The organism is Bacillus cereus, assembly GCF_002561295.1.
GTDB classification, from domain to species: domain Bacteria; phylum Bacillota; class Bacilli; order Bacillales; family Bacillaceae_G; genus Bacillus_A; species Bacillus_A cereus_S.
Genome location: NZ_NTUG01000010.1, coordinates 19,943 through 41,003, shown reverse-complemented (window position 1 = coordinate 41,003; position 21,061 = coordinate 19,943). Strand labels below are relative to the sequence as shown.

Below are 21,061 nucleotides of genomic sequence, written 5' to 3'. Positions count from 1 at the left end.
TCAAATTTTATTGTAATTTGTTTCCATTGTCAATATTGATGAAGGGATTTTTTTCATATTTTTACAGTTAGTTATATTCGACCTTCGTAAACAAATAAATTTATTTCAAAAGTCGTTATTTCACCTTTTTTAAAATGATCAATCTTTTTTTATAAAGATACAACAGAAAACCGCCTAAGATTTTCCTTAGGCGGTTCAGCTCATTCTTATTTATGCTAAAGACTTCGTTTCTTTCATTACATCAACAAAGAATCCCCAGTTATTGATAACTGATGAAATACTAATATGCTCATCTGGTGTGTGAACGTTGAAAATATCTGGTCCAAATGAAATCGCATCTAATTCAGGCATTTTTTGAACAAATACACTACATTCAATACCAGCATGTACTGCAAAGATTTCAATATCCTTGTTATATTTTTCTTTATGCACGTTTTCAAATAAATCACGAATTGGTGAATTCGGACTGTATGGCCATTCTGGATACTCTGATTCCTTCTCGAACGTTGCACCAACTAACTCTGCGATATGTTTAATCTCATTTGTAATGTGCTGTTTTAAACTACTTACAGAACTTCTTACTTCGTTTCGTAATTTAATTTCATTATGTAATGTTTCAATAACACCTAAATTTGTTGAACTTTCTACAAGCCCTTTAATATCCATGCTCATACTTTGGATACCATTTGGAATTAAGAATAAAGAAGAAATAAGTTGGCTCTGTGTTGTTTTAGCAAATACTTTTTCTATTTTTTCTTCTAATTTTGTAAGAGAAACATATACATCAGGATCTACAGCACGTAGCTCTTCTTGGAAAATACGTGTCCATTGTGCTACTTTCTCTTCTACCTTGTGTACATCATTTACAGATAATAAAATTGTTGCAACACTTTCACGTGGAATCGCATTTGTTTTTAATCCGCCATGAATTTCACTTATGTTAAATGAGATTTCTTTTGATAAATCATGAAGAACGCGTCCTAATACTTTATTGGCATTTCCTCGTTGTTTATCAATTTCCATACCAGAATGGCCACCTTTTAGCCCACCAACATATAGACGGTATGCTTCTAGTTCAGCAGGTGCCTCTTCCCAATCAACAGAAATGGTTTCAACTGCTTTCGCTCCGCCTGCACTGCTCACTAATAATTTATGATCTTCTTCAGAATCAATATTAATAAATATTTTCCCATCAAAGTGACTCGCATCAACAGCAAAAGCTCCACCCATCGTTGTCTCTTCCTCAGTTGTAATTACAACCTCAAGAGCTGGATGCGGAATATCAGACGAATCTAATAGTGCTAATGCATATGCAACTGCAATGCCATTATCAGCACCTAAAGTCGTTTGATTTGCATACAGCATGTCCCCAACGATTCGTAACTCAATCGGGTCCTTTTCAAAATCATGAACTGTTGCCTGATTCTTCTCACAAACCATATCCATATGACCTTGGATAATAATTGCTGGAACATTTTCATAACCGTCAGTTGCTGGCTTTTTAATAATTACGTTTAAAGCTTCATCTTGCATTACTTCTAAATTACGATCTTTTGCAAATTTCACTAGGAAATCACTAATTTCTTTTTCATTTCCAGATCCTCTTGGAATCTTTGAAATTTCTGCAAAATGGTAAAATACCGGGTGCTTTGTTAATTGTTCTAAATTAGAATACATTGTGAAGCTCCTCTCTTAAATAAATCTTTGAATTTTAAATCATTCTATTCGTTATCATTATACCACGCTTCATCATTTTACTTTTTATTCGAATGGAATTTAGCAAAGAAAGCTGCTTCATCAGCAGCTTTCTTCCCATCTATTATATCTTCTCTAATTCACTACCAAGAAACTTCGCAATCTCTAGCATACCGTATTTTCCAACAACTGCTTCCGCATCAGCATTGTAGTTTGTGTTTGTATTAATATCATAAGTGAAAATTTCACCATCGGCATTTCGAATAAACTCAATGCCAGCAATTGCGATATCATTTGCAGCCAAAACTGCCTCATATTTTTGAATAATGGGATCCTCAAAGCCCTCAATAATTTGAAACTTCGGTTTTTCCGGGACTTTCTCTCCAACAGGACAGAACAAATCACCAATTTGACAAGCATCGGCTGGGCATAATTCAAAGCCTTTCGATGTATCGACTTGAACTGCATATACAAATTTCCCGCCTACAAACTCACAACGTGTAATGTAGGGCTCAGGAGATTGAATGTATTCTTGAATTAATGTAATACCATCTACTGGCTCTTCAAATGCTGTACTTTCTACGTATTCTTGTAAAGAAACAACAGACTGAAACAGTTGAACGCCTAATCCTTTTCCAGCACGGTTATGCTTCGTAATGAATGGCTGTCCTTCAAATTGCGCTGCCGCTTCTATAATATAATCCTTACCAACAGTCGCAATTGTCTTAGGTGTCCGAATTCCTTGTGCATTCAGTGCCATATATTGCCCGACTTTACTTACTTCAAGCTGCAATGCTCTGCTTCCATTGAACACTTTTCGATTATGCCTCTCTAACCAAGCAAGGACAGCACCCGTAAACTCTGGTGCAAATCGGTGATTTCTTGTATGAGAAGAAGCGCTCATACGGTTATAAAATATGCCCTGCGGCGGAACAGACGAAAGATCCACATTCCCTTTGTCTAAATGCCATTCTTCATACGGAAGACCGAGTTCTTCCAATCTTCTCGTTAGATGTCTTGTCCATTCTGTGTTTTCATGAATAACGTAAATCTTTTTCAAGGGAATACCTTCTTTCTAAAATGTGATTGCATTCATTATACTATTTTTAGTAATCTGTAAAATACTAATTTTAAGACAACTTAATTTTAATACAAAAAAGCGAAAAACGATACAAAACGCTTTTCGTTTTTTACTAGATAACAAAGCCCTTCAGATCAAAGCTCCTTTATTTACTTCGTAAGTTACTAGATTTTGAGGAATTCGGAGCAGAAATGAAGAAGACATAAAAAAAGAAAATGCTTTTATACATTTTCTTTTAATTTTTTCCCTTGTATATATTTTGATGCATCACCATGCATGAGCTTTTCTAGTCGATTAATATTTTCTGTTAATGCACCTTTCACAAGAGAGAAATCTGTATTCGGTGCTTCTTTTTTTTCTTTAAAAAAAGCAAGTTTTTGTTGTTTCATTTCTTGCATTTTTTCCTCCCCCTTTATAAAAAAGATACAATCTTTCTCTCTTCATTATATCTCAAATATAAACCAGACGTTATCCTTTTCTTTTTAATTCTTCTTCTAACTCTTCTACTTGCTGCATTGTATCTCCTTTTATTAAAGAGAAATCTGTTGTATCCTCAGTTTCTTCTTTGAAAAATTCATTGTTATATTCTTTTTCCACTACAATCACCTCTACCTGCTAGTGTAGGGATGATTGTCCAATTTTATTCATTTTTCGTCCAATTTCCTCATAATTTGCACCAAATTATGTATAGGAGAAAAGGACAGAATTTATATTCTGTCCTTACTTATTAAAATAACTATGCTGAATCGTTAAATTATATACATTTTCAAAATCTCGATCTTGAAGATTGTTTTTTTGACCATCAATAACAATACAAACATCTTTTACTATTTTCGCTGGTATGATACCAACATTTTCTACTTGAACAGCTTTTTGTTCATTTAATTGCTCTATATGTTCTAAAGGTACTGTAATACTAAATTGAGAGCGAATACCACGGAAATTTGTATTTAATTCATCCGCTGTCACAAATACAACGATTTTTGCCCCGATTTTTTCGGCATACGTATCAAGGAATGCATTTAAACTTTGTGCATACTCTGCCTCTGTCCTCCACTCCATCGTACCAAATGCTGCAGGATTTACATTTTGAATGATGGTAGTATAAATCTCTCCTCGTGCTTTTGAAGCAATTAATGAGCGTTTAATAGATTGGACGGTCTTTCCGATATCACTAAATTTCGCACCCCATATTTCTGAAATATTTGGAGTTAAAATAAATGCAATATCAACAAATACCACCATCGCAACAAACATTAAAATGTTTTTCCAGAGGGTTAAATCAATACCTTCAATCATGAAATAAATTGTGACTGAAGTAATAAACACGCCATACCATGTTTTTCGAATAAGTTGCTTTTTCTCTTCGTACAATTCTTCATTTCTCCAATAAAAGAAAATAAGAAATAGAAAGACTAGTACGAGAAAAAACAAACCAATTCGAATGTTAGAGACTGTCAATCACATCACCCTCCATTCAAAAACTTCCCACGATATCATTACATGCTCAATTTTCTCTCATTATGACAAAAGACATGGACAACCTTCTAAAGTAAGTTATGCTGCATATACATGAGAAGGAAACCACGTCTTTTACAATGAATCTACATTGTATATGTAGACAAGCCTGCATTTCAAATTTTCAAAAATATTTTTTTACAAAGACATATGCTTTGGAATTACACCTTTAGGTACTTCTCCATCCATGCTTAAATAATAATGACGAATAGGCTGTAAATTCTCATCTAATTCATATACAAGTGGTATACTCGTTGGAATATTCAATGATACAACACCATCGTTCGATAAATTATCTAAATATTGCACGAGAGAACGAATTGTATTCCCATGTGATGAAATAATTACTTTTTGATCAGATTGTAACGTTGGTACAATTTCCTTATGCCAAAAGTCCAGCACTCTTTTTTCTGTATCTTCTAGGCATTCTGTTAAAGGAAATTCCTCTTTTTTAAGAAGTTTATACCTTGGATCAGTCATGTCATACCTTGGATCGTCTTTAGTAAGAGCTGGCGGCCTTACATTCATGCTTCGTCTCCAAATATGAACTTGTTCATCTCCATATTTCTTTGCTGTCTCATCTTTATTTAAACCTTGTAATGCTCCATAATGTCTCTCATTTAACTTCCATGATTTATGTATGGGAACCCAAGCTAAATCCATTTCATGAAGAATAATCCAGAGTGTTCGAATTGCGCGCTTTAAAACAGAAGTATACGCAACATCAAATGTATATCCATTGTTTTTTAATATCGCACCTGCTTCTCGTGCTTCGTTTAATCCATTTTTCGATAAATCTACATCCGTCCATCCTGTAAAGCGATTTTCAAGATTCCATAAACTTTGTCCGTGACGAATAAGTACAAGTTTTATCATCATAATTCCCCTTTCGGAAATAACACTTTAAGTTTTGTAATACGTACACGTCATAAAGTATCTGGTACTATCCATTTTTTATTCATGTATTTCTATGGTTCACCCATACTTGCCAAAATACAGAGATCCAACCAATTCTCTTTCAAACTCTAAAAACAGAGAAATGAATCATTTCCTTATTTTTGATCAGCTGGTTCTTCACGCTTTGATAACCATGCATCAAAACCTAAACGGCTATTTGCTAGTTCCGTCATCACCTGATGCCAATGTTCTTCACATGTTTCACCAAATTTTGAAAAAATACTTCCCATTTGTTCTCTTTGCACATCGCTTAGTTTTCTCTCTAACTCTGCCCCTTCTTTCGTTAGGACAAGCTGTTTCACACGGCGATCATGTTCTGCTTCCTTGCTTTCAATAAGCCCCTTTTCAAGAAGTTGACGAAGTGGTCCGTGAAGAGCTTGTTTACTTATTTCTAACAGAGATAACAATTCATTTATACTAAGCTCTGGAAATCGAGCGATAAAAAATAAAATTCGATGATGCACGCGCTGTATACCATATTCTTTAATAATTTCATCTGGTTTTTCTGTAAATGTTTTATATGCAAAATAAAACAATGCAAGCGCTTGGTTCATTTGTTCTTCTTTATGTTGTGTCATCTACTTTCCCCCTATATGTAAATTATACCACAATCTATCTCAGGAATATTAAATCGTCTATTCAACTTAAAAAGGAGAATCACAGAAATTGACATACAAAACGCCATCCTTTCCTATAATTCTACAGAAAGAATAGCGTACTTTTTCATTATTATGGGGATTATATACTTTTTAAGTTAATTGGCGTACTGCTAGTCCACCTTTTAATATCAATATTTACCAAACAGGTCTTAACCTGGGTGATAAATTACCTTCATTAGCTTCATAAACTAATTTTGTTAAATCCTCTTTGAGCATTTGCATTCGTTCGGTACCTATATTTGTAATCCAACGTTGTTCAATCTCAGCTAGTATCTTCTCTTTTGCTTTTACAACTAACCAACCTCGTTCAGTCAAAACAATAATTTTCCCTCTCTTATCAGTAGGATGAGCTTTGCGCATTACATAACCACTTTTCTCAAGATAATCCACCATTTTACTCACAGCCTGCTTCGTAATTCCTAAATATTCGGCTAGTTCTATACCTGTTGCTCCATTAGGAGTGATACATTTAAACATAAAACCATGTACAGGTCTAATATCTCCAAATCCCAATTCATTTAATTTTTCATGTAATTCATTAATGGATGCACTAAAAGATAATGATAAAAGCGATGTAAGATCTAATTCACTAAATACTTGATGCTTCATACATAAAACCTCCTCAAATGAAGTCAACTGGGTTGACTACAATTCAATCCTATTGTACTATACGGGATATAGTCAATCAAATTGACTATATTTTAATTTAAAAAGTAATAAAATTTACCGAAACAAAAATTAATAAATTATGGAGGGTCCTCATGACTAGTATCGTTAAAATTAGAGCAAGTGCATTTATTCCAATGTCTTGGACTGAACCTAAGAAAGATATTCAAACAGGAAACGTAATTGAATTCGAGGGTGATTCACGTGAATTTACACCTTATGCTGTAAATGCTATGCGTTCCAGAATTGAACAAGAAGTAGTTGTAGATTTTTACAAAAAAGAAATTTTCACATATGCGAATACGGGCTTAACAACAGAAAGAATCACAACTCCAGATGGTTCCGTTCATAAAAGAACAGGAAAAGCGAGTACAGAAAATATTTTGTGTACGAATATTGTATGGAGTTCTGATGACGTCAAGTTTCAAATGAGTGCAAGTGCTAGTAACCCATTAAATGTATATGCACCTCCCGCTGACTACCTATTAACTGTACATGTTAAAAAAGATGGTACTATTGATATTGAAGGTACACATGACGGATTCCCTTGCTATGAACTTTATAAACAAACAGATTTTGGTCCGTTCGAAGAAATTCATACACATGATTTCAGAGAAACTGGTGATACAGCTGAAGCTCTAGGTGGAGAAATGGAGTATAGTTTTAAAAAAATATTGTAAAGGCAATATAACGCCGTTTTGAGTGAATATATAACAACGTAATAGCGAGTAACAGGAGGAAAAAACATGACAACAGTTTTATTTGTAAAAGCAAACAATCGTCCAGCAGATCAGGCAGTTAGTGTGAAATTATATGAGGCTTTTTTAGCAAGCTATAAAGAATCGCACCCAAATGATACAGTGGTAGAGCTTGATTTATACAATGAAGAATTGCCATATGTAGGATTAGATATGATCAACGGTACATTTAAGGTTAGTAGAGGACTTGATTTAACAGTAGAAGAAGCAAAATCAGTATCTGTTGCTGATAATTATTTAAATCAATTCCTTGCAGCTGATAAAGTTGTGTTTGGTTTCCCATTATGGAATCTGACAATCCCAGCTGTACTACACACATATATCGATTACTTAAACCGTGCTGGTAAAACATTTAAGTATACGCCAGAAGGTCCAGTAGGTCTTCTTGGAAATAAGAAAATTGCATTATTAAACGCAAGTGGCGGTGTATATTCTGAAGGACCAAAAGCTGAGATGGAAATGGCTGTTAAATATGTAGCAAGTATGATGGGCTTCTTTGGTGTATCAGATATAGAAAAAGTAGTGATTGAAGGTCACAACCAATTCCCTGATAAAGCAGAAGAAATTATTGCTACAGGACTTGAAAAAGCTACTAAAGTAGCAAGTACGTTCTAAATTAATATAAAACTTGTTACTCTATATAGCAGTACCAACACATTTATAGTGGTGGTACTGCTATTTTAGTCGCTTATCTCGCTACTTTTTTACCTTTTATCCATATAGGGGTATTGCCCATTACCATCAACTCAAAAAAATTAACCCCTAAACAAAAAAATGAGCTGAATGGTTATAAATAATTGTAGTGAGATAAAAATTTCCATTTAGATTTCCCTTCAATTTTAGAATACTCTATCTCAAATTCTCGATATTCCATGCGCTTAACTTCTCATTTCTTCTATTTTACTTGATTGCTTTACTTTTTCCATTTACCTAATTAATCTGTTCATGCTTTCATTCCACGCATGTCCTTTTATTAAAATAAAAAGAACACCATTCATAGTTCATACCACTCTAATGATTTGGTGTCTTCTAATTTTCTATCCAGACTATATGCAAAGGATTATTTTGTTTAAATCGGGCTTAAATTCCTCTTAATTCTAAATAATATTTATTAATATAAAAAACATCTACTGTATAATTGAATTAACTAAATTTTAGGAGCGTTGAACATGCCAGATACATTGAAACTCATTATTTTTATTCTTGCAGGAATTAGTGCGTTTTTTGCTTTAATAAGAGAATTTAAAAAGCCACAGAAAAGCGTATTTCTGATATTCTTTGAATTTTTAGTGCTTATAGGAGCTACTTGGTTAATAACAAGGATTTTAGTGTGACTTCCTAACAAACATCCCTCTGAATAAAACTCAACATTCCATCAATAATGTAGATCCCCATTAAGTTACTTTCTCCTGAATCCACCTTAGAAAAGAGCAGTTAGCTTTTGCTAGCTGCTCTTTTGTATTTCTTTTACCCACTCCATTTTCAATTAAATATTTATTGTTAAAACCCTATTTGGGACAGCCAACGTAATAACTCTTCTTCCCTTGCTCTAATGTCATCTTTTTCTTTCTGATATTTACCTAGATTTTTTTCACAACTAATCCTTCCATCTAACATAAAAAGTACTCGCCCAGTCTTTGCAGCCACTTTTACGTCATGAGTAACTAGCAAAATCGTTGTTCCCGATTGATTGATATTCGATAAAATGTCCATTACCTCATTTGTTGCTTGTGAATTTAACGCTCCTGTCGGCTCGTCACCAAATATAATATCTGGATTGTTAATAAGTGCTCGGCATATAGACACTCTCTGCAACTGTCCCCCTGATACTTGAGTTATATCACGATCTGATAAATCCGCAATTCCTGTTCGTTTCATCAGTTCACTCGCTCGTTTATTTATTTTTTGCCGATTGTCAGTTTTAGCTAAATAAGCAGATAAAATAACATTATCAAAAATATTCAGATTTCTAATCAAAGTACTTTTCTGAAAAACAAAACCCATTTTATATAAACGTAGTTTCGTTAGCTCTTCCTCAGACAGGTCCGCAATTTCTTTGCCAGCGAGTTTCACGCTTCCTGAAGTCATTTTATCCATCCCGCTCACAGTATAAAGTAGCGTAGACTTACCTGATCCAGATGGACCCATAACAGATACAAATTCACCCATCTCAATTCTTAAGTTAATATCCTTCAATACATGATGTTTTGCTGTTTTTCCCAATGAATAGAATTTATTTAAACGCTCCACTTCTAAAATATTTTTCATTCTGTTCCCACCTTATTGTTTTAAATCTCTTATATTTTTTATCAGTGTGCTATTTATAAATGTGGTAACTGTCACTGCAATCATGAACAAAAGTGGACAAATAAAATAAGAAACAAAAGGATCGACAACAAACTCAATATGTGAAGCACCCATCAATGAACCTAATCCGCTAATTACCCCTTGCCCTAGAGTACTAGCCATACATGTTCCGACTATAATGCCTATTAATAAAACAAAAATTGACCGGGTCATATACTGAACCTGAATATCCTTATAAGAAAACCCGAGGCTTCTTAAAGTAGCAATATGAGAAGAATCTTTTGCCAGTAACATCTTAAAAAACATAGATGTAATCAATACCGATACAACTATTGCAATACCTATTGCTAATACTGTAATAAACTTTAACTGTTCGATAGTCGTCCCTAATGTCTGCGACAAATATTCATCCATGTCTGTAACTTTTGCGGGATAAAATACATTCTTATATTCTTCTATTTTTCTTTCCATATCGACATCCGATTTCATATCTAAGTTCACTACATGCCATAATATCTGATCAACATCATACGGTAAAAGAGCTTTAGCAGTTTTTCCGCCATTGGTGACATCCTGATATATCCCACATATAGTTAATTCCTTCTTTTCCCCATTTACGATAAGAACCAGGTCATCACCAATCGTTTTCTTCATTTCTTTTGCGTTCAAATAAGAAAGAGCAATTTCATTCTCATATCTTGGTGCTCCTCCCTTTAAATACTCCAAAGGAAAAGCTGTGAAATCCCCAATCTCTACATTCATATTTTGAAAAGCACCATCACGATTTAACACCTTAAACGTGCTAGTTATGAGTGCTGTATGTTTTTCTACATCGCTATCCCTTTGAATATAGGATATCATTTTATTAAATCTTTCCTTTACATCACTAGATTGCTGCAAATCTATTCTTATATCACTCTTACCAGCTCCCATATAAGTAACAAAATCCGGAGACTGCATTGTATTTAGAAAGTTTACTGGGACAATCATAAGGAATGACGAGATTATAAAAACAAAACATAACACACTATATATTTTCATGCGGCTGAACACATCTTTTATACCTAAAAATATATTTACATGTAGAAGTCGACTTTTATAAAGTATAAATGTCCGCCTATTTCGTACATTACCCGCTAAATTCCCTTTCCTAATTGCTTCAACAACACTAATTCGCCGGAATTTTCTCAACACGAACTGGCAGAAAAAGACAACGATTATAAAGACCGATGTCGTACCGATTAATGGCACAACATAATGTACTAATTTTTTTCAGCTGCCCCCATGTATAGAGCGATGTTGTCCGTAAATAACTCTCCAATAAATAGCGAAAGAATATATCCACATATACTGGCGACCACTGCCAGGACAAAATCTTTTGTTAGATACAGCTTCTGAATATCCTTACTGCGAATGCCAATTGCTTTCATGACACCGATTTCTCGATACTCTTCTTCCATAGTCGTAATCATTGTAAATCGAATACAAAGAAGTGCTATGACGATTAATAACAAGCTAATGAAAATAATAACAACGGCCACGACGCCGTCACTTAAAGCATTCAAAGTCTTAAAGAGGGAATACGTAATTGTGGTTCCTTTTTGAGGTAAATTCGATGCCTGGTACATATCCTGAAACTCATTTACTTTTTCTAAATCATGTAACTGAAATTCTATAAGATACTCGCTTTCTCCAAGGTTCGACTTTAATAAATTCCAATCTGCATCATGAATGACAAATCGCTTCGAACTGACAATAGAGGGGTTCATTTGAACATCTCGGACAAATGCCTTTATCTTAAATTCCTTTTTAAAATGATCATTTATAATCCATATTTTATCTCCAATCTTTAAATCTTTTTCTTTCATATAATAAATTGGAACTCCTACTTCCCCTCGTGAAACATCTATTACTTGATTTTCTAAGTCTAGTAAAAAATCAAAGGAACGGTTTTGTTTCACAAAGCTCATGTCCATCACACTGTTATTTTCCGCATGCTTTCTATCATTTATAAAAACATTAGAGCCATGAATTGTAATCATCTCTACTGTTTGTTGCTTTTTAACAAGTTTATTTCGAAATACAAAAGTATCAATGGCTCTCTGATCGATTTCTCCGGCATGTATTTGTACAAAGTGAGGTGCATTGGAATTTTTAAATAGTCGATCCATCGAACCAAATAAATCGACTAGAATACCAGCAGCACTAGCAATCAATACAGACGACAACATAATAAATATAAATAAGATGAACGATATCATTCGATTTCGTAAAAGGTCTCTTTTAAGCATTCTCCCAATCATATCACGCAGTTTCCCCCTCATTTCTCAATATTCGCTTTGTTACAACCGCTATTACTATCATTATGAAACTTACAAATAATATAGGTAAGTAGACTTTTACACTAAAGATTTCAAACATGAATCCATATATAACCTGCCCTATCGGTGCCATACATTGCGCAACTGCTGTAATAATTGCCATGACTTTCCCTAAATTTTCGTTTGACGTTTTCTTTTGCACAACTGTAATGACAAAGATAGAGATAATCGTCATTACCATTGCGATCAGAATTGCACATAAGATAAAGAGAATAAATGATGGGTAATATCCAAATTTAAGCACAAAAGGCATAATAGAGACAGCCATTGGGACAACTAAAAGAGCAATCATAAGTAGCCACTGATATATTGTGCTCATTTTCATCTTTTTCGCAAAGAAGCCAATAGACAAAGCCCCTAAAATTGTAGCAAAATCTATTAGCCCCATCCCTATGCCATACAGCGTATCACTACTTTGCATCGTTACCCGTAAAATAATGGGGCCTCCCACAACAAAAATTGGTGTAAGAATTAAGTTAAGCAATGCTGCAAGGATCATAGATTTCAAAATATAAGGTGCTCTGACAACATAAGTAAACCCGTCTTTCATATCTTTTATTATTGTCGGTACAATATGACCCTCCTGCTTCCTTTTCACAAATGGAATTTGAATAAACATCTCTAATATAGCTGATAAGAAAAAGGTAATACAACTCATCACAACAAGGATTTTCAAGCCTACAATACCATATAGCACTCCGCCTAAAACAGGAGCTGCTACACTTGACAATGCTTGCACACCATTCACAATACCATTTGCCTGTTCCAATTTCTTTTCCGCAACGAGCAGCGGAATACTTGCCATAACAACGGGAGAATACATCGAACTAATAAATGCTAGCAAAATCATAACAACACCAATGAGTATTACAGAAACGTTTCCAATCGATAACACAAAAATAAAACACAATATAACAGCACTACTTATCAAATCATAGATTACCATCAAATTACGCCTGTTAAATCTATCAGCAATAGCTCCGCCAAGAGGTGACAACAAAAGAGGTATGCTCGATATGGCATATAAGGTGGCAAAAACATCTGCACGTCCCGTTATATCTAGCACATAGAGTGATAAAGCAAAACGTAAGAGAGTAGCTCCTAAGATTGATACAATTTGCCCAATTACCATAAGTATAAAATCTTTAGGGAAAGATTTTATACTTGCATTGTTTTTCATTGTATACACACCTTTCAGCAGAATATTAGACCGACTGTCGGTCTAATTAATTCTAAAAAAATTATGCTACGACTGTTTCTTCAAAATGTCTAACATATAATTAAATGTTCCTTTTTTTGCTCCAAGCGTCGTTTCCATCATATTGATAAACGCTTTTGCTCTTTGCATTGCTTCATGAGGCTGCCATTGAAACAATCCTTCATCAAATATAACTTGTGCTGAAGCAATTAAAATTTCTATTGTTTCCCTTGGATATGCAGTCGCAAAAATTTTCTCATCAATTCCTTGTTCAATTACCTCCGTTAAAACAGGCGCTAAATGTAAAATAGCTTGCACTAAGCTTTTTTGATGCATTTCTGCATTATTTGGCTTGTGAAATTGCTCGATCATTTTTTCTTTATTCCCACCAGATTTTGGTGCTTGCACCATTAAAATTTGAAATAATTTATCAACTACTGGAATCTTTGAATTTGAAGCAATCTTTTTTGCTGCCGCTACATCAGAAGTTACAATCCTCATGATAATAGCATCCATTACTTCCTCCTTTGATTTAAAATAGTGATAAAAAGTTCCTTTAGCGATACCGATTTCTCGTAAAATATCATTTATAGTTGTTTTCGTATATCCTTTAGAAATAAATAGTTGTTCTGCTATATCCAAAATTTCATTTCTACGTTCTTCGTATTCTTTTACAATCCTCATAAAGAAACTCCTTTCATCTAGACCGACTGTCGGTCTAATATAAGTATATGTGTCTCCTTTAAAAAGTTTCATTCTTACTGCTATAATTTATTGCACACCAGAAACAGTTCCTCCTTAACCTAATGTATACAACATCCTAATTACATTATCCTGCCGCTTTGAATCATAAAAATAAAAAAGTCGTTAGCCTTCCTAGAAAGAATAACGACTTTTCATTCTTAACATATACTCTGCATTAACGCCCTCGTCTTTGCTGTCCTTGCTTTGTACTACTTTTCTTTTTACTTGGTTTATGAAATGATCGCTGTTTGCCGTTTTGGGATCCTTCGCGATTATCTCTTTGACGATATTGACCTGTTTTCTTTGGTTTCTTTGTATGTTCTTTTTTATTTTGTTCATTTTTTGCATTTACTTGGTGCGCAGGTAGTTCTAACTCTTGTCTCTGCAATGTTGTACCAATACCTTTTTCAATCTCTTTTAAATGCATTTCATCTTTTGGTGCAACAAATGTAATGGCAAGTCCTGATCCACCAGCACGTCCAGTTCGCCCGATTCGGTGTATATAACTCTCTACATCTTCAGGAATATCATAGTTAAATACGTGTGTTACACCTTCTACATCTAACCCACGAGCAGCAACGTCTGTTGCGATTAAGTATTGAATTTTCGCCTCGCGGAAACTCTTCATTACTCGCTCACGTTTCCCTTGCGATAAATCACCATGAAGCTCATCACAATTATAGCCGTACCCTTTTAAATCATCATATAACTTACTAGCTCTACGCTTTGTGCGGCAAAAAATAACAGCTAAAAATGGCTGATCACGGTCCATCACATGGCGCAGCGCATCTTGTTTTGCACGGTCTGTCGTTTCAATCACACGTTGCTTAATATTATTCACCGTTACTTCTTCACTTTGAATCCGAATCATCTCAGGCTCTTTCATGTAACGCTTCGCAAGCTTTTTAATATCTTTTGGCATCGTCGCTGAGAATAACATTGTTTGTTTACTCTCAGGTGTTTCTTCTAAAATGTCTTCTATATCGTATAAAAAGCCGAAATGAAGCATTTGATCCGCTTCATCTAATACAAGCATAGAAACATTGGATAATACAATCGTTTCACGGCGTAAATGGTCTAATAAACGTCCTGGTGTTGCTACAACAATATGTGTATTTCCTTTTAACTTTCTCATTTGCTGTGCAACATCTTGACCACCGTATATCGCAAGAACATTGATATCTTCTTTATGAACAAGCATTTTTTCAATTTCAGTTGTAATTTGCAGTGCTAATTCTCTAGTTGGCGCAACAATTAAAGCTTGGACATCACTCGACTCGGGGTCAATTTTTTCTAAAATCGGCAAAACAAATGCAAGCGTCTTACCTGTACCAGTTTTTGCTTGCCCAATTATATCTTTTCCAGCCATAACAACAGGGATTGCTTGCTCTTGAATTGGTGTTGCTTCAGCAATTCCGTTCTCACGTAATGTATGATTAAATGTTTCACTAATTCCTAACTCTAAAAAATTTTTCAAACAGATCACTTCTTTTCCTTATTTTTCACATTAAGCTCTCATTGTACCATTTGTTACGCTAAATATGAAAAATAAAATAATTCTTATCTCCTTTTTTCATACTCACTATGAATGATTTCGAGTAGTTCTTTCTGTTTCTCTTTTGATTTTATTAGCAATTTCATATTTGAAGGTGACAAAATCAGCCTCTTGATTTTCCGATTATTCCAAATGATCTCTATATATCTTGTATCTTCATGTACCTCTTGGAACCATTCTTGTTCACTTAACTGCGCAATATGATATTTTAATTTCGCGTCATTCCTCGGATAAAACAGAATAATATCAACTATTATATCCAACAAAAGCCACATGTTTTCTCCCCCAATCTTCTTCTTTTCTATTCATATGAGGATGAACAACAAGAAAGAAATGATAAAAAGGGTTATTTTGTCGATTGTTTGTCTATCCTTTTAAAAAATCTATATTTTTAAGCGCATTGACATAACTTTTATAAAATGAATATCAAAACGAAATAAGGAGTAATTATATGGAGAAACAGAAACTATGGAAAAAATTTAAAAAAGGCGCAATAAAATTAGGGAAATCTGGTGTGTATGAAAGTATTATTTTATATTACACCTTAAAAAAGGACGAATTACCCGCTAAAGCCAAGATAATTACATTAGCTGCACTGTCCTATTATGTATGGTCAATCGATTTCATCCCGGATTTAGCAGCTTTCATCGGAATTGGCTTGTTAGATGACGTTATCGCAATTGCTTGGGCACATAGATACATCATGGTACATACAGATGCAGAAATTCGAAAAAAGGGAAAAGCGAAGATGGAATCCTTATTTAGAACAGCACATACATAGGAAAAAAACAGAAAAGACGGCCCTCATAACCGTCTTTTCTGTTAACTATACACTTGTTCTACATGCATTTGTAAGCAATCTAGCATCCTTTTTATTTCACGTTTTTTATAATGATTTAGGCAAGCGATTTGAATCCAGTTATTTTGTTGTAAATAGGATGATTCATAATGAATAATAAACCCTTGTAAAGCTAATGAATCTCCTATTTCCTTAGAAGAAAGTTCTTTATCTAATGCAATTGTAAGAATGATAGATGAGGTATGCTCTTTTGGAGATACAAGTTGTAATCCCATATTGGTAACAGTTTCTTCAATAAAGGTATACGTCTCATATATTTTCTTATATTTGTCTTCATCTTCAAAATTCTTTAATGCCTCTTGTAAGGCGCACATTAAATTCCAAGACTGAGAGTACGGTACACTTCCGTTATCATCATACATTCCTATATCCATGTACGCAGGTAATGCTTCATTTGCATTCACAATATGATTGTAAAGTACAAAAGAAAGCCCCGTGTATGCTCCAATCGCTTTTCCACTAACTCCGCTGGCAAAATACACATCTTCTAGAGAGAATTGGATTGCTCCAATAGAACTAATACAGTCTACACATAATTTAATACCGTACCTTTTACCAATTCCAATTAACACTTCTAAATCATTTAACATACTGGTGGACGTTTCATGATGAACAAACCATATCCAATCATACTCTTGATGTTTCACTACCTCCTCTATTTCATTGTATAAAAATGGTGTTCCCATTTCTCGTTCATATGTATCAAATGATAAGTTTACTCGGTTTGCCTGCTTGATTAAACAATTCCCAAACTCACCATTTGTTAAAATTAATCCATGTCCCCGTAATAACTTCAGCTGTAAAGCGATTGAATCATTTGCTAATGTACCTGTCCCAAGCATGATTTGTACATGCTTAGCTTTTGTCATTTGCAAAAGTCGTCTTTTCACATTCTCCATCACAGCTTTAAATTGGTTGGAACGATGCGAAATTGGATTAGAAGCAAATGCTTGCTGGACATTTTCACTAATCTCAACAGGTCCTGGTAAAAAAGTATATTCTTTTTTTACTACATTTATAATACTAGATTGTTCAAACATATTTGGAGTGATATACATCGGCTTGAATGCAGCTTGCTCTGTCCCAACTAATGTATAAAAAGGCCGAAAGCCCATTTGTTCATAAAGTGATAGTTCACGTGTTGTTGCTGAAATGAGCGCTGAATCATATCCATTTAGAAGCAAATAACGATGTAGAAATCGAATCAATCCTAGTAAAGCCCTTCCGCTTCGATATTCTTGCTCCACAGCTAATAAACGAATTTCATATACACGATCACCACGTTCTGGTAACCGCTCATCTAAATGAGGTACTTTATTATCTAAGGAGAATGGCCTTGTCCCTCGCACCGCAACCATTCCTACTAATCTTTGACCATCTAAACAGATTAAATACGTATTTTCTTCATGGAACAAATCTATACGTTTGTGCTCTTCTGTTTGTTCATGCTGCGGAATCTCTTCTACGAATGTTTTATAATTTAATTTATGAATACTTTCAAATTCCCAAGTTTGATTAGCAATTTTATACATTAACCCCATGTTTTAATCCCCTTTATTTTCTATGTGCGTACAAAATCAATAGAATTATACAAACACTTAATAAAATCGCTATCATAGAATACGAGTATGCAATCATACAAAGTGGTAAGCAAGCGATTGTAATTAAGCCTGCCTTTGTAAAACTCTTAAAAATGAAATAAAACAAAATAAATACAAACACTAGAGTAAGTGCTATCGAATAATTGAATACAATGAGGCCCCCAATAAAGGTCGAAATTCCCTTTCCACCTTTATATTTAAAGAAAATTGGATATATATGACCTACTACAACTGCTAGTAAAGATATTAATAAAAATATAGACTCTCCAAATAAAATTCTTGCTATATAAACAACAACTGCTCCTTTTAACGCATCCCCTAAAAATGTAGCGATAAAATATCCTTTTCCATATAAACGCCCCATATTCCGTGCACCAGGGTTTCCACTACCAACCTCGCGAATATCCATCCCGTATTTCCATTTTATAATGATATATGCCGTTAATATATTCCCCACCATATAAGCTCCTATTACGTACAGAAACTGGTTGATATAAATCATATAATCATTCGCTTTCTAATTACTATTTTTAAGTGTAAGTAGCAAAGAAGTAAACAATGCAATAAAATATAAAGCCTGCTACCGTTGTAAACCCTATCAAATTCCATGCAATAACACGTACAGATTTAATATATTGTAAAATATATCCTATTGACCAAGCTATAAACAAACTTACAATTATTATAACTTGCGTTTTATGTACCGGAACTTTATCGATTCCTATAATAGCTATAATGTTCATACATACGATAAGCAAGAAGATCGGAAATAAAGTTCTAAATAAAAAAATCCATATTCTAATCCCAAAATTCATATAACACCTCCTTTTTTGTAAATAATACCAAATGTTCACTTTTAAAACGAGACTACTATATTGAAAACTATGTTTAAAATATAGTAGATTTTTTTGTAGCTAAAAAATAAGCTCCTTTTGTTGATGAAATTTCCATATGAATAAAATTTATTTTATTCATATTCTTTTCACAACCTCTCTTAAATTCAGCGTATATTTCTGGTACAGAGCACAAAATCCCACCATTCCCTCTTGGATAGGATGATGAAAAACAGTTTGACCATGCCAACCCCAAAAAACTAATTGTTCTATCGGAAAATTAGTTTTTTGGCAGACGGTTTTCACTGCATTTGCAAAACATAATCCGAGCTTAAAATTCAAACTACATAGAGGCTTTACAATAGAAGCTTCTATCGATAATGCTTGCTGAATTTCATTTTTTATTTCTTTTGAAAATGGTTCTGTAATAAAGTGAAGTAGTTTTAATTCTGTATCCTCTCGCCCCCCCTTCAATATGCATAAGAGCAGCATCTATACCATCTAAAAATGTACCAGACATTAAGCCAACAATATACATAGTATCACCTCTATACTTCTTTAAAAGACAATCATATGTGTAAGCAACGTACAACCAACTAGAAAGAATACGAATCTAACAATTAGTTGTACTTTTGATGAATACGTACCATCTATAAAAGATACAACAATTGTCAGCATCATACTTGCCGAAATGCTCGTCACAATCCATATACTATGCATTTGTGATACGTCTAACATTCTTAAAAAAGGTGTAAACAGAAGGTTTGAACAAATCACTACAAATAGAAGTAAAAACACACCTTTATAACTGAATTTTATCCCCATTTTGTTTCACCCTCTTCTATTAATAAAATGAATTAGTTTCATCTTTAATCATGAAAGAAGTGATAGACTCATTGCCTATCACTCAAATACCTATCTGTATAATTGCTTCGTATTTCTCATTCTTACACATTCACAGAACCTTGCTCGCCATCACCACTCTTTTCGATTTCAATCATATTTTTATCGTACATTTTAAAGAATGGCAGATAAATAAGGAATGAGATTGCTATATTAATGAAGACTAATACAACAGCTCTCCAATCTCCACCCGTCGCTAAATATGCACCAATTGGAGCTGGCAATGTCCACGGCGGCATAATATAAGTCGCTGTAACAAGTCCCATAGCGGTTGCGGTATAAGCAATGGTTGCGGTTACAAGTGGTGTAATAATAAAAGGAATAATTAAGATTGGGTTTAATACAATTGGAAGCCCAAATATAACTGGCTCATTAATATTAAAGATACCAGGTACTATACACGTTCTCGACAGCGCTTTAGAATATTTTGATCTACCGAAAATAATCATGGCTAATACAAGCCCTAGTGTAGCTCCGGAACCACCAATCCATATAAACCATTGGTATAATGGTTCTGGTGCAATAAATGGTATACTGCTCGCTCCATCTGCAACTGCAGCAGAGTTGTTCCCAAGATACACTTCCCATAAAGGACGAGCAACCGTCCCAACAACAGAAACACCATGTATACCAAATGACCAGAAGAATGTAATGAGAAACACAGGTATAATAACTCCAAAATAACTATCACCAGCTTTTACCAATGGCGCAGCTAGCTTATCAACTAAATGGTGTAAATCAATGCTAAAAACAACAGTAATAATACTCATAATAATAATAACGAAAGCAGCAGGTATAAGTGCTTCAAAAGAACGCGATACAGACTGCGGTACTTGTTCTGGCATCTTAATCATCACATTTTTCGTCTTACAGAATCTTAAAATCTCAACCGATAAAATGGAAACAATCATTGTAACAAATAACCCATGTCCCCCAAGGTTTGTCATTGGGAGCATAAACCCTTTTTTATCAATTAATTCGGGCGTCAATGTAAGAAGCAAGGAACAAACTGCAAGCTGCGCTCCTGATAAGGCATCTAATTTATAACTTTTCGCTAAATTATATCCAATACCAAAGGCGATATAAAGCGACATAATAAACATCGTTAATCGATATGGTATTAAAATACTCATTATATGCTTGGCTGCCCATAGTGAAATAAAACTATCCTTTGGAAGAGGCGGAAACGCTACTATTAGAAAGAAACTTCCTACAATAATAAACGGTAATGCTGAAATTACCCCATCACGAATTGCTTGTAAATGCCTTTGCTCAGAAAGCCTCGCCATCGGGCTAGATAAGTTATTCTCAAGAAACGAGATAAACTTATTCATACTACTCTCCCC

General features: G+C 34.1%; 22 protein-coding genes and 2 pseudogenes. 4 read left to right on the top strand and 20 right to left on the bottom strand.

Translation table 11 applies throughout. The features are described from left to right. Positions 1–210: 210 nt before the first annotated feature. The 8 genes from CN373_RS08510 to CN373_RS08470 all read right to left on the bottom strand — a co-directional run bounded on the left by CN373_RS08510 (position 211) and on the right by CN373_RS08470 (position 6,519). Positions 211–1,677, bottom strand: a complete 1,467-nt coding sequence (locus tag CN373_RS08510; protein ID WP_098359091.1) for an aminoacyl-histidine dipeptidase — start codon at positions 1,675–1,677, stop codon at positions 211–213. Positions 1,678–1,819: 142 nt separating this feature from the next. After that, a complete protein-coding gene (locus tag CN373_RS08505) occupies positions 1,820–2,755 on the bottom strand; it encodes an ATP-grasp domain-containing protein (RefSeq protein WP_098359090.1) in 936 nt (311 codons plus the stop codon). A gap of 242 nt (positions 2,756–2,997) precedes the next feature. Next, entirely contained in the window at positions 2,998–3,174 is a 177-nt protein-coding gene (gene spoIISB / locus CN373_RS08500; RefSeq protein ID WP_001157103.1) for a stage II sporulation protein SB, read from the bottom strand. A 70-nt stretch (positions 3,175–3,244) separates the two neighbouring features. Beyond that, the gene (locus CN373_RS08495) at positions 3,245–3,373 is read right to left on the bottom strand and encodes a hypothetical protein (protein ID WP_000410317.1); all 129 of its coding nucleotides are present in this window, start codon (positions 3,371–3,373) and stop codon (positions 3,245–3,247) included. A 123-nt stretch (positions 3,374–3,496) separates the two neighbouring features. Beyond that, positions 3,497–4,237 carry a type II toxin-antitoxin system SpoIISA family toxin gene (locus CN373_RS08490; RefSeq protein WP_000218768.1) on the bottom strand — a complete coding sequence of 247 codons (741 nt, stop codon included), beginning with the start codon at positions 4,235–4,237 and terminating at the stop codon, positions 3,497–3,499. Positions 4,238–4,432: 195 nt separating this feature from the next. Next, on the bottom strand, positions 4,433–5,170 hold the full coding sequence (gene gpmA, locus CN373_RS08480) for a 2,3-diphosphoglycerate-dependent phosphoglycerate mutase (RefSeq protein WP_098359089.1): 738 nt from the start codon (positions 5,168–5,170) through the stop codon (positions 4,433–4,435). Between the two features lie 176 nt (positions 5,171–5,346). Further along, positions 5,347–5,829, bottom strand: a complete 483-nt coding sequence (locus CN373_RS08475) for a MarR family winged helix-turn-helix transcriptional regulator (protein WP_098359088.1) — start codon at positions 5,827–5,829, stop codon at positions 5,347–5,349. 216 nt (positions 5,830–6,045) lie between these two features. Then, a complete protein-coding gene (locus CN373_RS08470) occupies positions 6,046–6,519 on the bottom strand; it encodes a MarR family winged helix-turn-helix transcriptional regulator (RefSeq protein WP_098359087.1) in 474 nt (157 codons plus the stop codon). A gap of 152 nt (positions 6,520–6,671) precedes the next feature. Here CN373_RS08470 and CN373_RS08465 point away from each other — a divergent pair, with 152 nt between their 5' ends. The 3 genes from CN373_RS08465 (at position 6,672) to CN373_RS25520 (ending at position 8,668) form a co-directional block, all read left to right on the top strand. Then, complete coding sequence (locus tag CN373_RS08465; RefSeq protein ID WP_098359086.1) at positions 6,672–7,256, top strand: DUF3238 domain-containing protein; 585 nt, start codon at positions 6,672–6,674, stop codon at positions 7,254–7,256. Positions 7,257–7,322: 66 nt separating this feature from the next. Beyond that, positions 7,323–7,949 (top strand): FMN-dependent NADH-azoreductase, encoded by a 627-nt coding sequence (locus tag CN373_RS08460; RefSeq protein ID WP_000214299.1) that lies wholly within the window; start codon positions 7,323–7,325, stop codon positions 7,947–7,949. Between the two features lie 554 nt (positions 7,950–8,503). Further along, positions 8,504–8,668: a hypothetical protein gene (locus CN373_RS25520; protein WP_098359085.1), complete on the top strand. Its 165-nt coding sequence runs from the start codon at positions 8,504–8,506 to the stop codon at positions 8,666–8,668. 166 nt (positions 8,669–8,834) lie between these two features. Here the strand turns inward: CN373_RS25520 and CN373_RS08450 are convergent, their stop codons facing one another. From CN373_RS08450 to CN373_RS08425, 6 genes and pseudogenes are all read right to left on the bottom strand, one after another. Next, complete coding sequence (locus CN373_RS08450; protein ID WP_098359084.1) at positions 8,835–9,602, bottom strand: ABC transporter ATP-binding protein; 768 nt, start codon at positions 9,600–9,602, stop codon at positions 8,835–8,837. Positions 9,603–9,614: 12 nt separating this feature from the next. Beyond that, positions 9,615–11,944: pseudogene (locus CN373_RS08445) on the bottom strand (ABC transporter permease). Position 11,945: 1 nt separating this feature from the next. After that, complete coding sequence (locus tag CN373_RS08440) at positions 11,946–13,202, bottom strand: MFS transporter (RefSeq protein WP_113708524.1); 1,257 nt, start codon at positions 13,200–13,202, stop codon at positions 11,946–11,948. A gap of 66 nt (positions 13,203–13,268) precedes the next feature. Beyond that, a complete protein-coding gene (locus CN373_RS08435; protein WP_098359082.1) occupies positions 13,269–13,904 on the bottom strand; it encodes a TetR/AcrR family transcriptional regulator in 636 nt (211 codons plus the stop codon). A 235-nt stretch (positions 13,905–14,139) separates the two neighbouring features. Then, positions 14,140–15,450 carry a DEAD/DEAH box helicase gene (locus tag CN373_RS08430; protein ID WP_033664099.1) on the bottom strand — a complete coding sequence of 437 codons (1,311 nt, stop codon included), beginning with the start codon at positions 15,448–15,450 and terminating at the stop codon, positions 14,140–14,142. A gap of 74 nt (positions 15,451–15,524) precedes the next feature. Beyond that, positions 15,525–15,794, bottom strand: coding sequence for a hypothetical protein (locus CN373_RS08425; RefSeq protein ID WP_098359081.1), 270 nt, complete (start codon positions 15,792–15,794; stop codon positions 15,525–15,527). A 176-nt stretch (positions 15,795–15,970) separates the two neighbouring features. On the opposite strand from CN373_RS08425, the gene CN373_RS08420 reads away from it, so the two are divergent. Then, on the top strand, positions 15,971–16,300 hold the full coding sequence (locus CN373_RS08420; protein WP_098359080.1) for a YkvA family protein: 330 nt from the start codon (positions 15,971–15,973) through the stop codon (positions 16,298–16,300). A gap of 41 nt (positions 16,301–16,341) precedes the next feature. On the opposite strand, the gene CN373_RS08415 is transcribed toward CN373_RS08420, so the two are convergent. From CN373_RS08415 to CN373_RS08385, 6 genes and pseudogenes are all read right to left on the bottom strand, one after another. Further along, entirely contained in the window at positions 16,342–17,919 is a 1,578-nt protein-coding gene (locus CN373_RS08415; RefSeq protein WP_098359079.1) for an aminotransferase class V-fold PLP-dependent enzyme, read from the bottom strand. 13 nt (positions 17,920–17,932) lie between these two features. Continuing rightward, the gene (gene plsY, locus CN373_RS08410; protein ID WP_033664097.1) at positions 17,933–18,481 is read right to left on the bottom strand and encodes a glycerol-3-phosphate 1-O-acyltransferase PlsY; all 549 of its coding nucleotides are present in this window, start codon (positions 18,479–18,481) and stop codon (positions 17,933–17,935) included. 28 nt (positions 18,482–18,509) lie between these two features. Continuing rightward, on the bottom strand, positions 18,510–18,794 hold the full coding sequence (locus CN373_RS08405) for a hypothetical protein (RefSeq protein WP_001009040.1): 285 nt from the start codon (positions 18,792–18,794) through the stop codon (positions 18,510–18,512). 225 nt (positions 18,795–19,019) lie between these two features. Beyond that, positions 19,020–19,350: pseudogene (locus tag CN373_RS08395) on the bottom strand (anhydro-N-acetylmuramic acid kinase); the annotation flags it as partial. Positions 19,351–19,370: 20 nt separating this feature from the next. Next, the gene (locus tag CN373_RS08390; protein WP_000511498.1) at positions 19,371–19,637 is read right to left on the bottom strand and encodes a hypothetical protein; all 267 of its coding nucleotides are present in this window, start codon (positions 19,635–19,637) and stop codon (positions 19,371–19,373) included. A gap of 122 nt (positions 19,638–19,759) precedes the next feature. Continuing rightward, positions 19,760–21,049, bottom strand: coding sequence for a PTS sugar transporter subunit IIC (locus tag CN373_RS08385; protein ID WP_098359078.1), 1,290 nt, complete (start codon positions 21,047–21,049; stop codon positions 19,760–19,762). Positions 21,050–21,061 lie beyond the last annotated feature (12 nt).

Coding starts and splice junctions, on each gene's coding strand:
- CN373_RS08510 (WP_098359091.1), bottom strand. CDS start 1,677: ATGTATTCTAATTTAGAACAATTAACAAAGCACCCGGTATTTTACCAT.
- spoIISB (WP_001157103.1), bottom strand. CDS start 3,174: ATGCAAGAAATGAAACAACAAAAACTTGCTTTTTTTAAAGAAAAAAAA.
- gpmA (WP_098359089.1), bottom strand. CDS start 5,170: ATGATAAAACTTGTACTTATTCGTCACGGACAAAGTTTATGGAATCTT.
- CN373_RS08475 (WP_098359088.1), bottom strand. CDS start 5,829: ATGACACAACATAAAGAAGAACAAATGAACCAAGCGCTTGCATTGTTT.
- CN373_RS08470 (WP_098359087.1), bottom strand. CDS start 6,519: ATGAAGCATCAAGTATTTAGTGAATTAGATCTTACATCGCTTTTATCA.
- CN373_RS08465 (WP_098359086.1), top strand. CDS start 6,672: ATGACTAGTATCGTTAAAATTAGAGCAAGTGCATTTATTCCAATGTCT.
- CN373_RS08460 (WP_000214299.1), top strand. CDS start 7,323: ATGACAACAGTTTTATTTGTAAAAGCAAACAATCGTCCAGCAGATCAG.
- CN373_RS25520 (WP_098359085.1), top strand. CDS start 8,504: ATGCCAGATACATTGAAACTCATTATTTTTATTCTTGCAGGAATTAGT.
- CN373_RS08450 (WP_098359084.1), bottom strand. CDS start 9,602: ATGAAAAATATTTTAGAAGTGGAGCGTTTAAATAAATTCTATTCATTG.
- CN373_RS08440 (WP_113708524.1), bottom strand. CDS start 13,202: ATGAAAAACAATGCAAGTATAAAATCTTTCCCTAAAGATTTTATACTT.
- CN373_RS08435 (WP_098359082.1), bottom strand. CDS start 13,904: ATGAGGATTGTAAAAGAATACGAAGAACGTAGAAATGAAATTTTGGAT.
- CN373_RS08425 (WP_098359081.1), bottom strand. CDS start 15,794: ATGTGGCTTTTGTTGGATATAATAGTTGATATTATTCTGTTTTATCCG.
- CN373_RS08420 (WP_098359080.1), top strand. CDS start 15,971: ATGGAGAAACAGAAACTATGGAAAAAATTTAAAAAAGGCGCAATAAAA.
- CN373_RS08415 (WP_098359079.1), bottom strand. CDS start 17,919: ATGGGGTTAATGTATAAAATTGCTAATCAAACTTGGGAATTTGAAAGT.
- plsY (WP_033664097.1), bottom strand. CDS start 18,481: ATGATTTATATCAACCAGTTTCTGTACGTAATAGGAGCTTATATGGTG.
- CN373_RS08405 (WP_001009040.1), bottom strand. CDS start 18,794: ATGAATTTTGGGATTAGAATATGGATTTTTTTATTTAGAACTTTATTT.
- CN373_RS08390 (WP_000511498.1), bottom strand. CDS start 19,637: ATGGGGATAAAATTCAGTTATAAAGGTGTGTTTTTACTTCTATTTGTA.
- CN373_RS08385 (WP_098359078.1), bottom strand. CDS start 21,049: ATGAATAAGTTTATCTCGTTTCTTGAGAATAACTTATCTAGCCCGATG.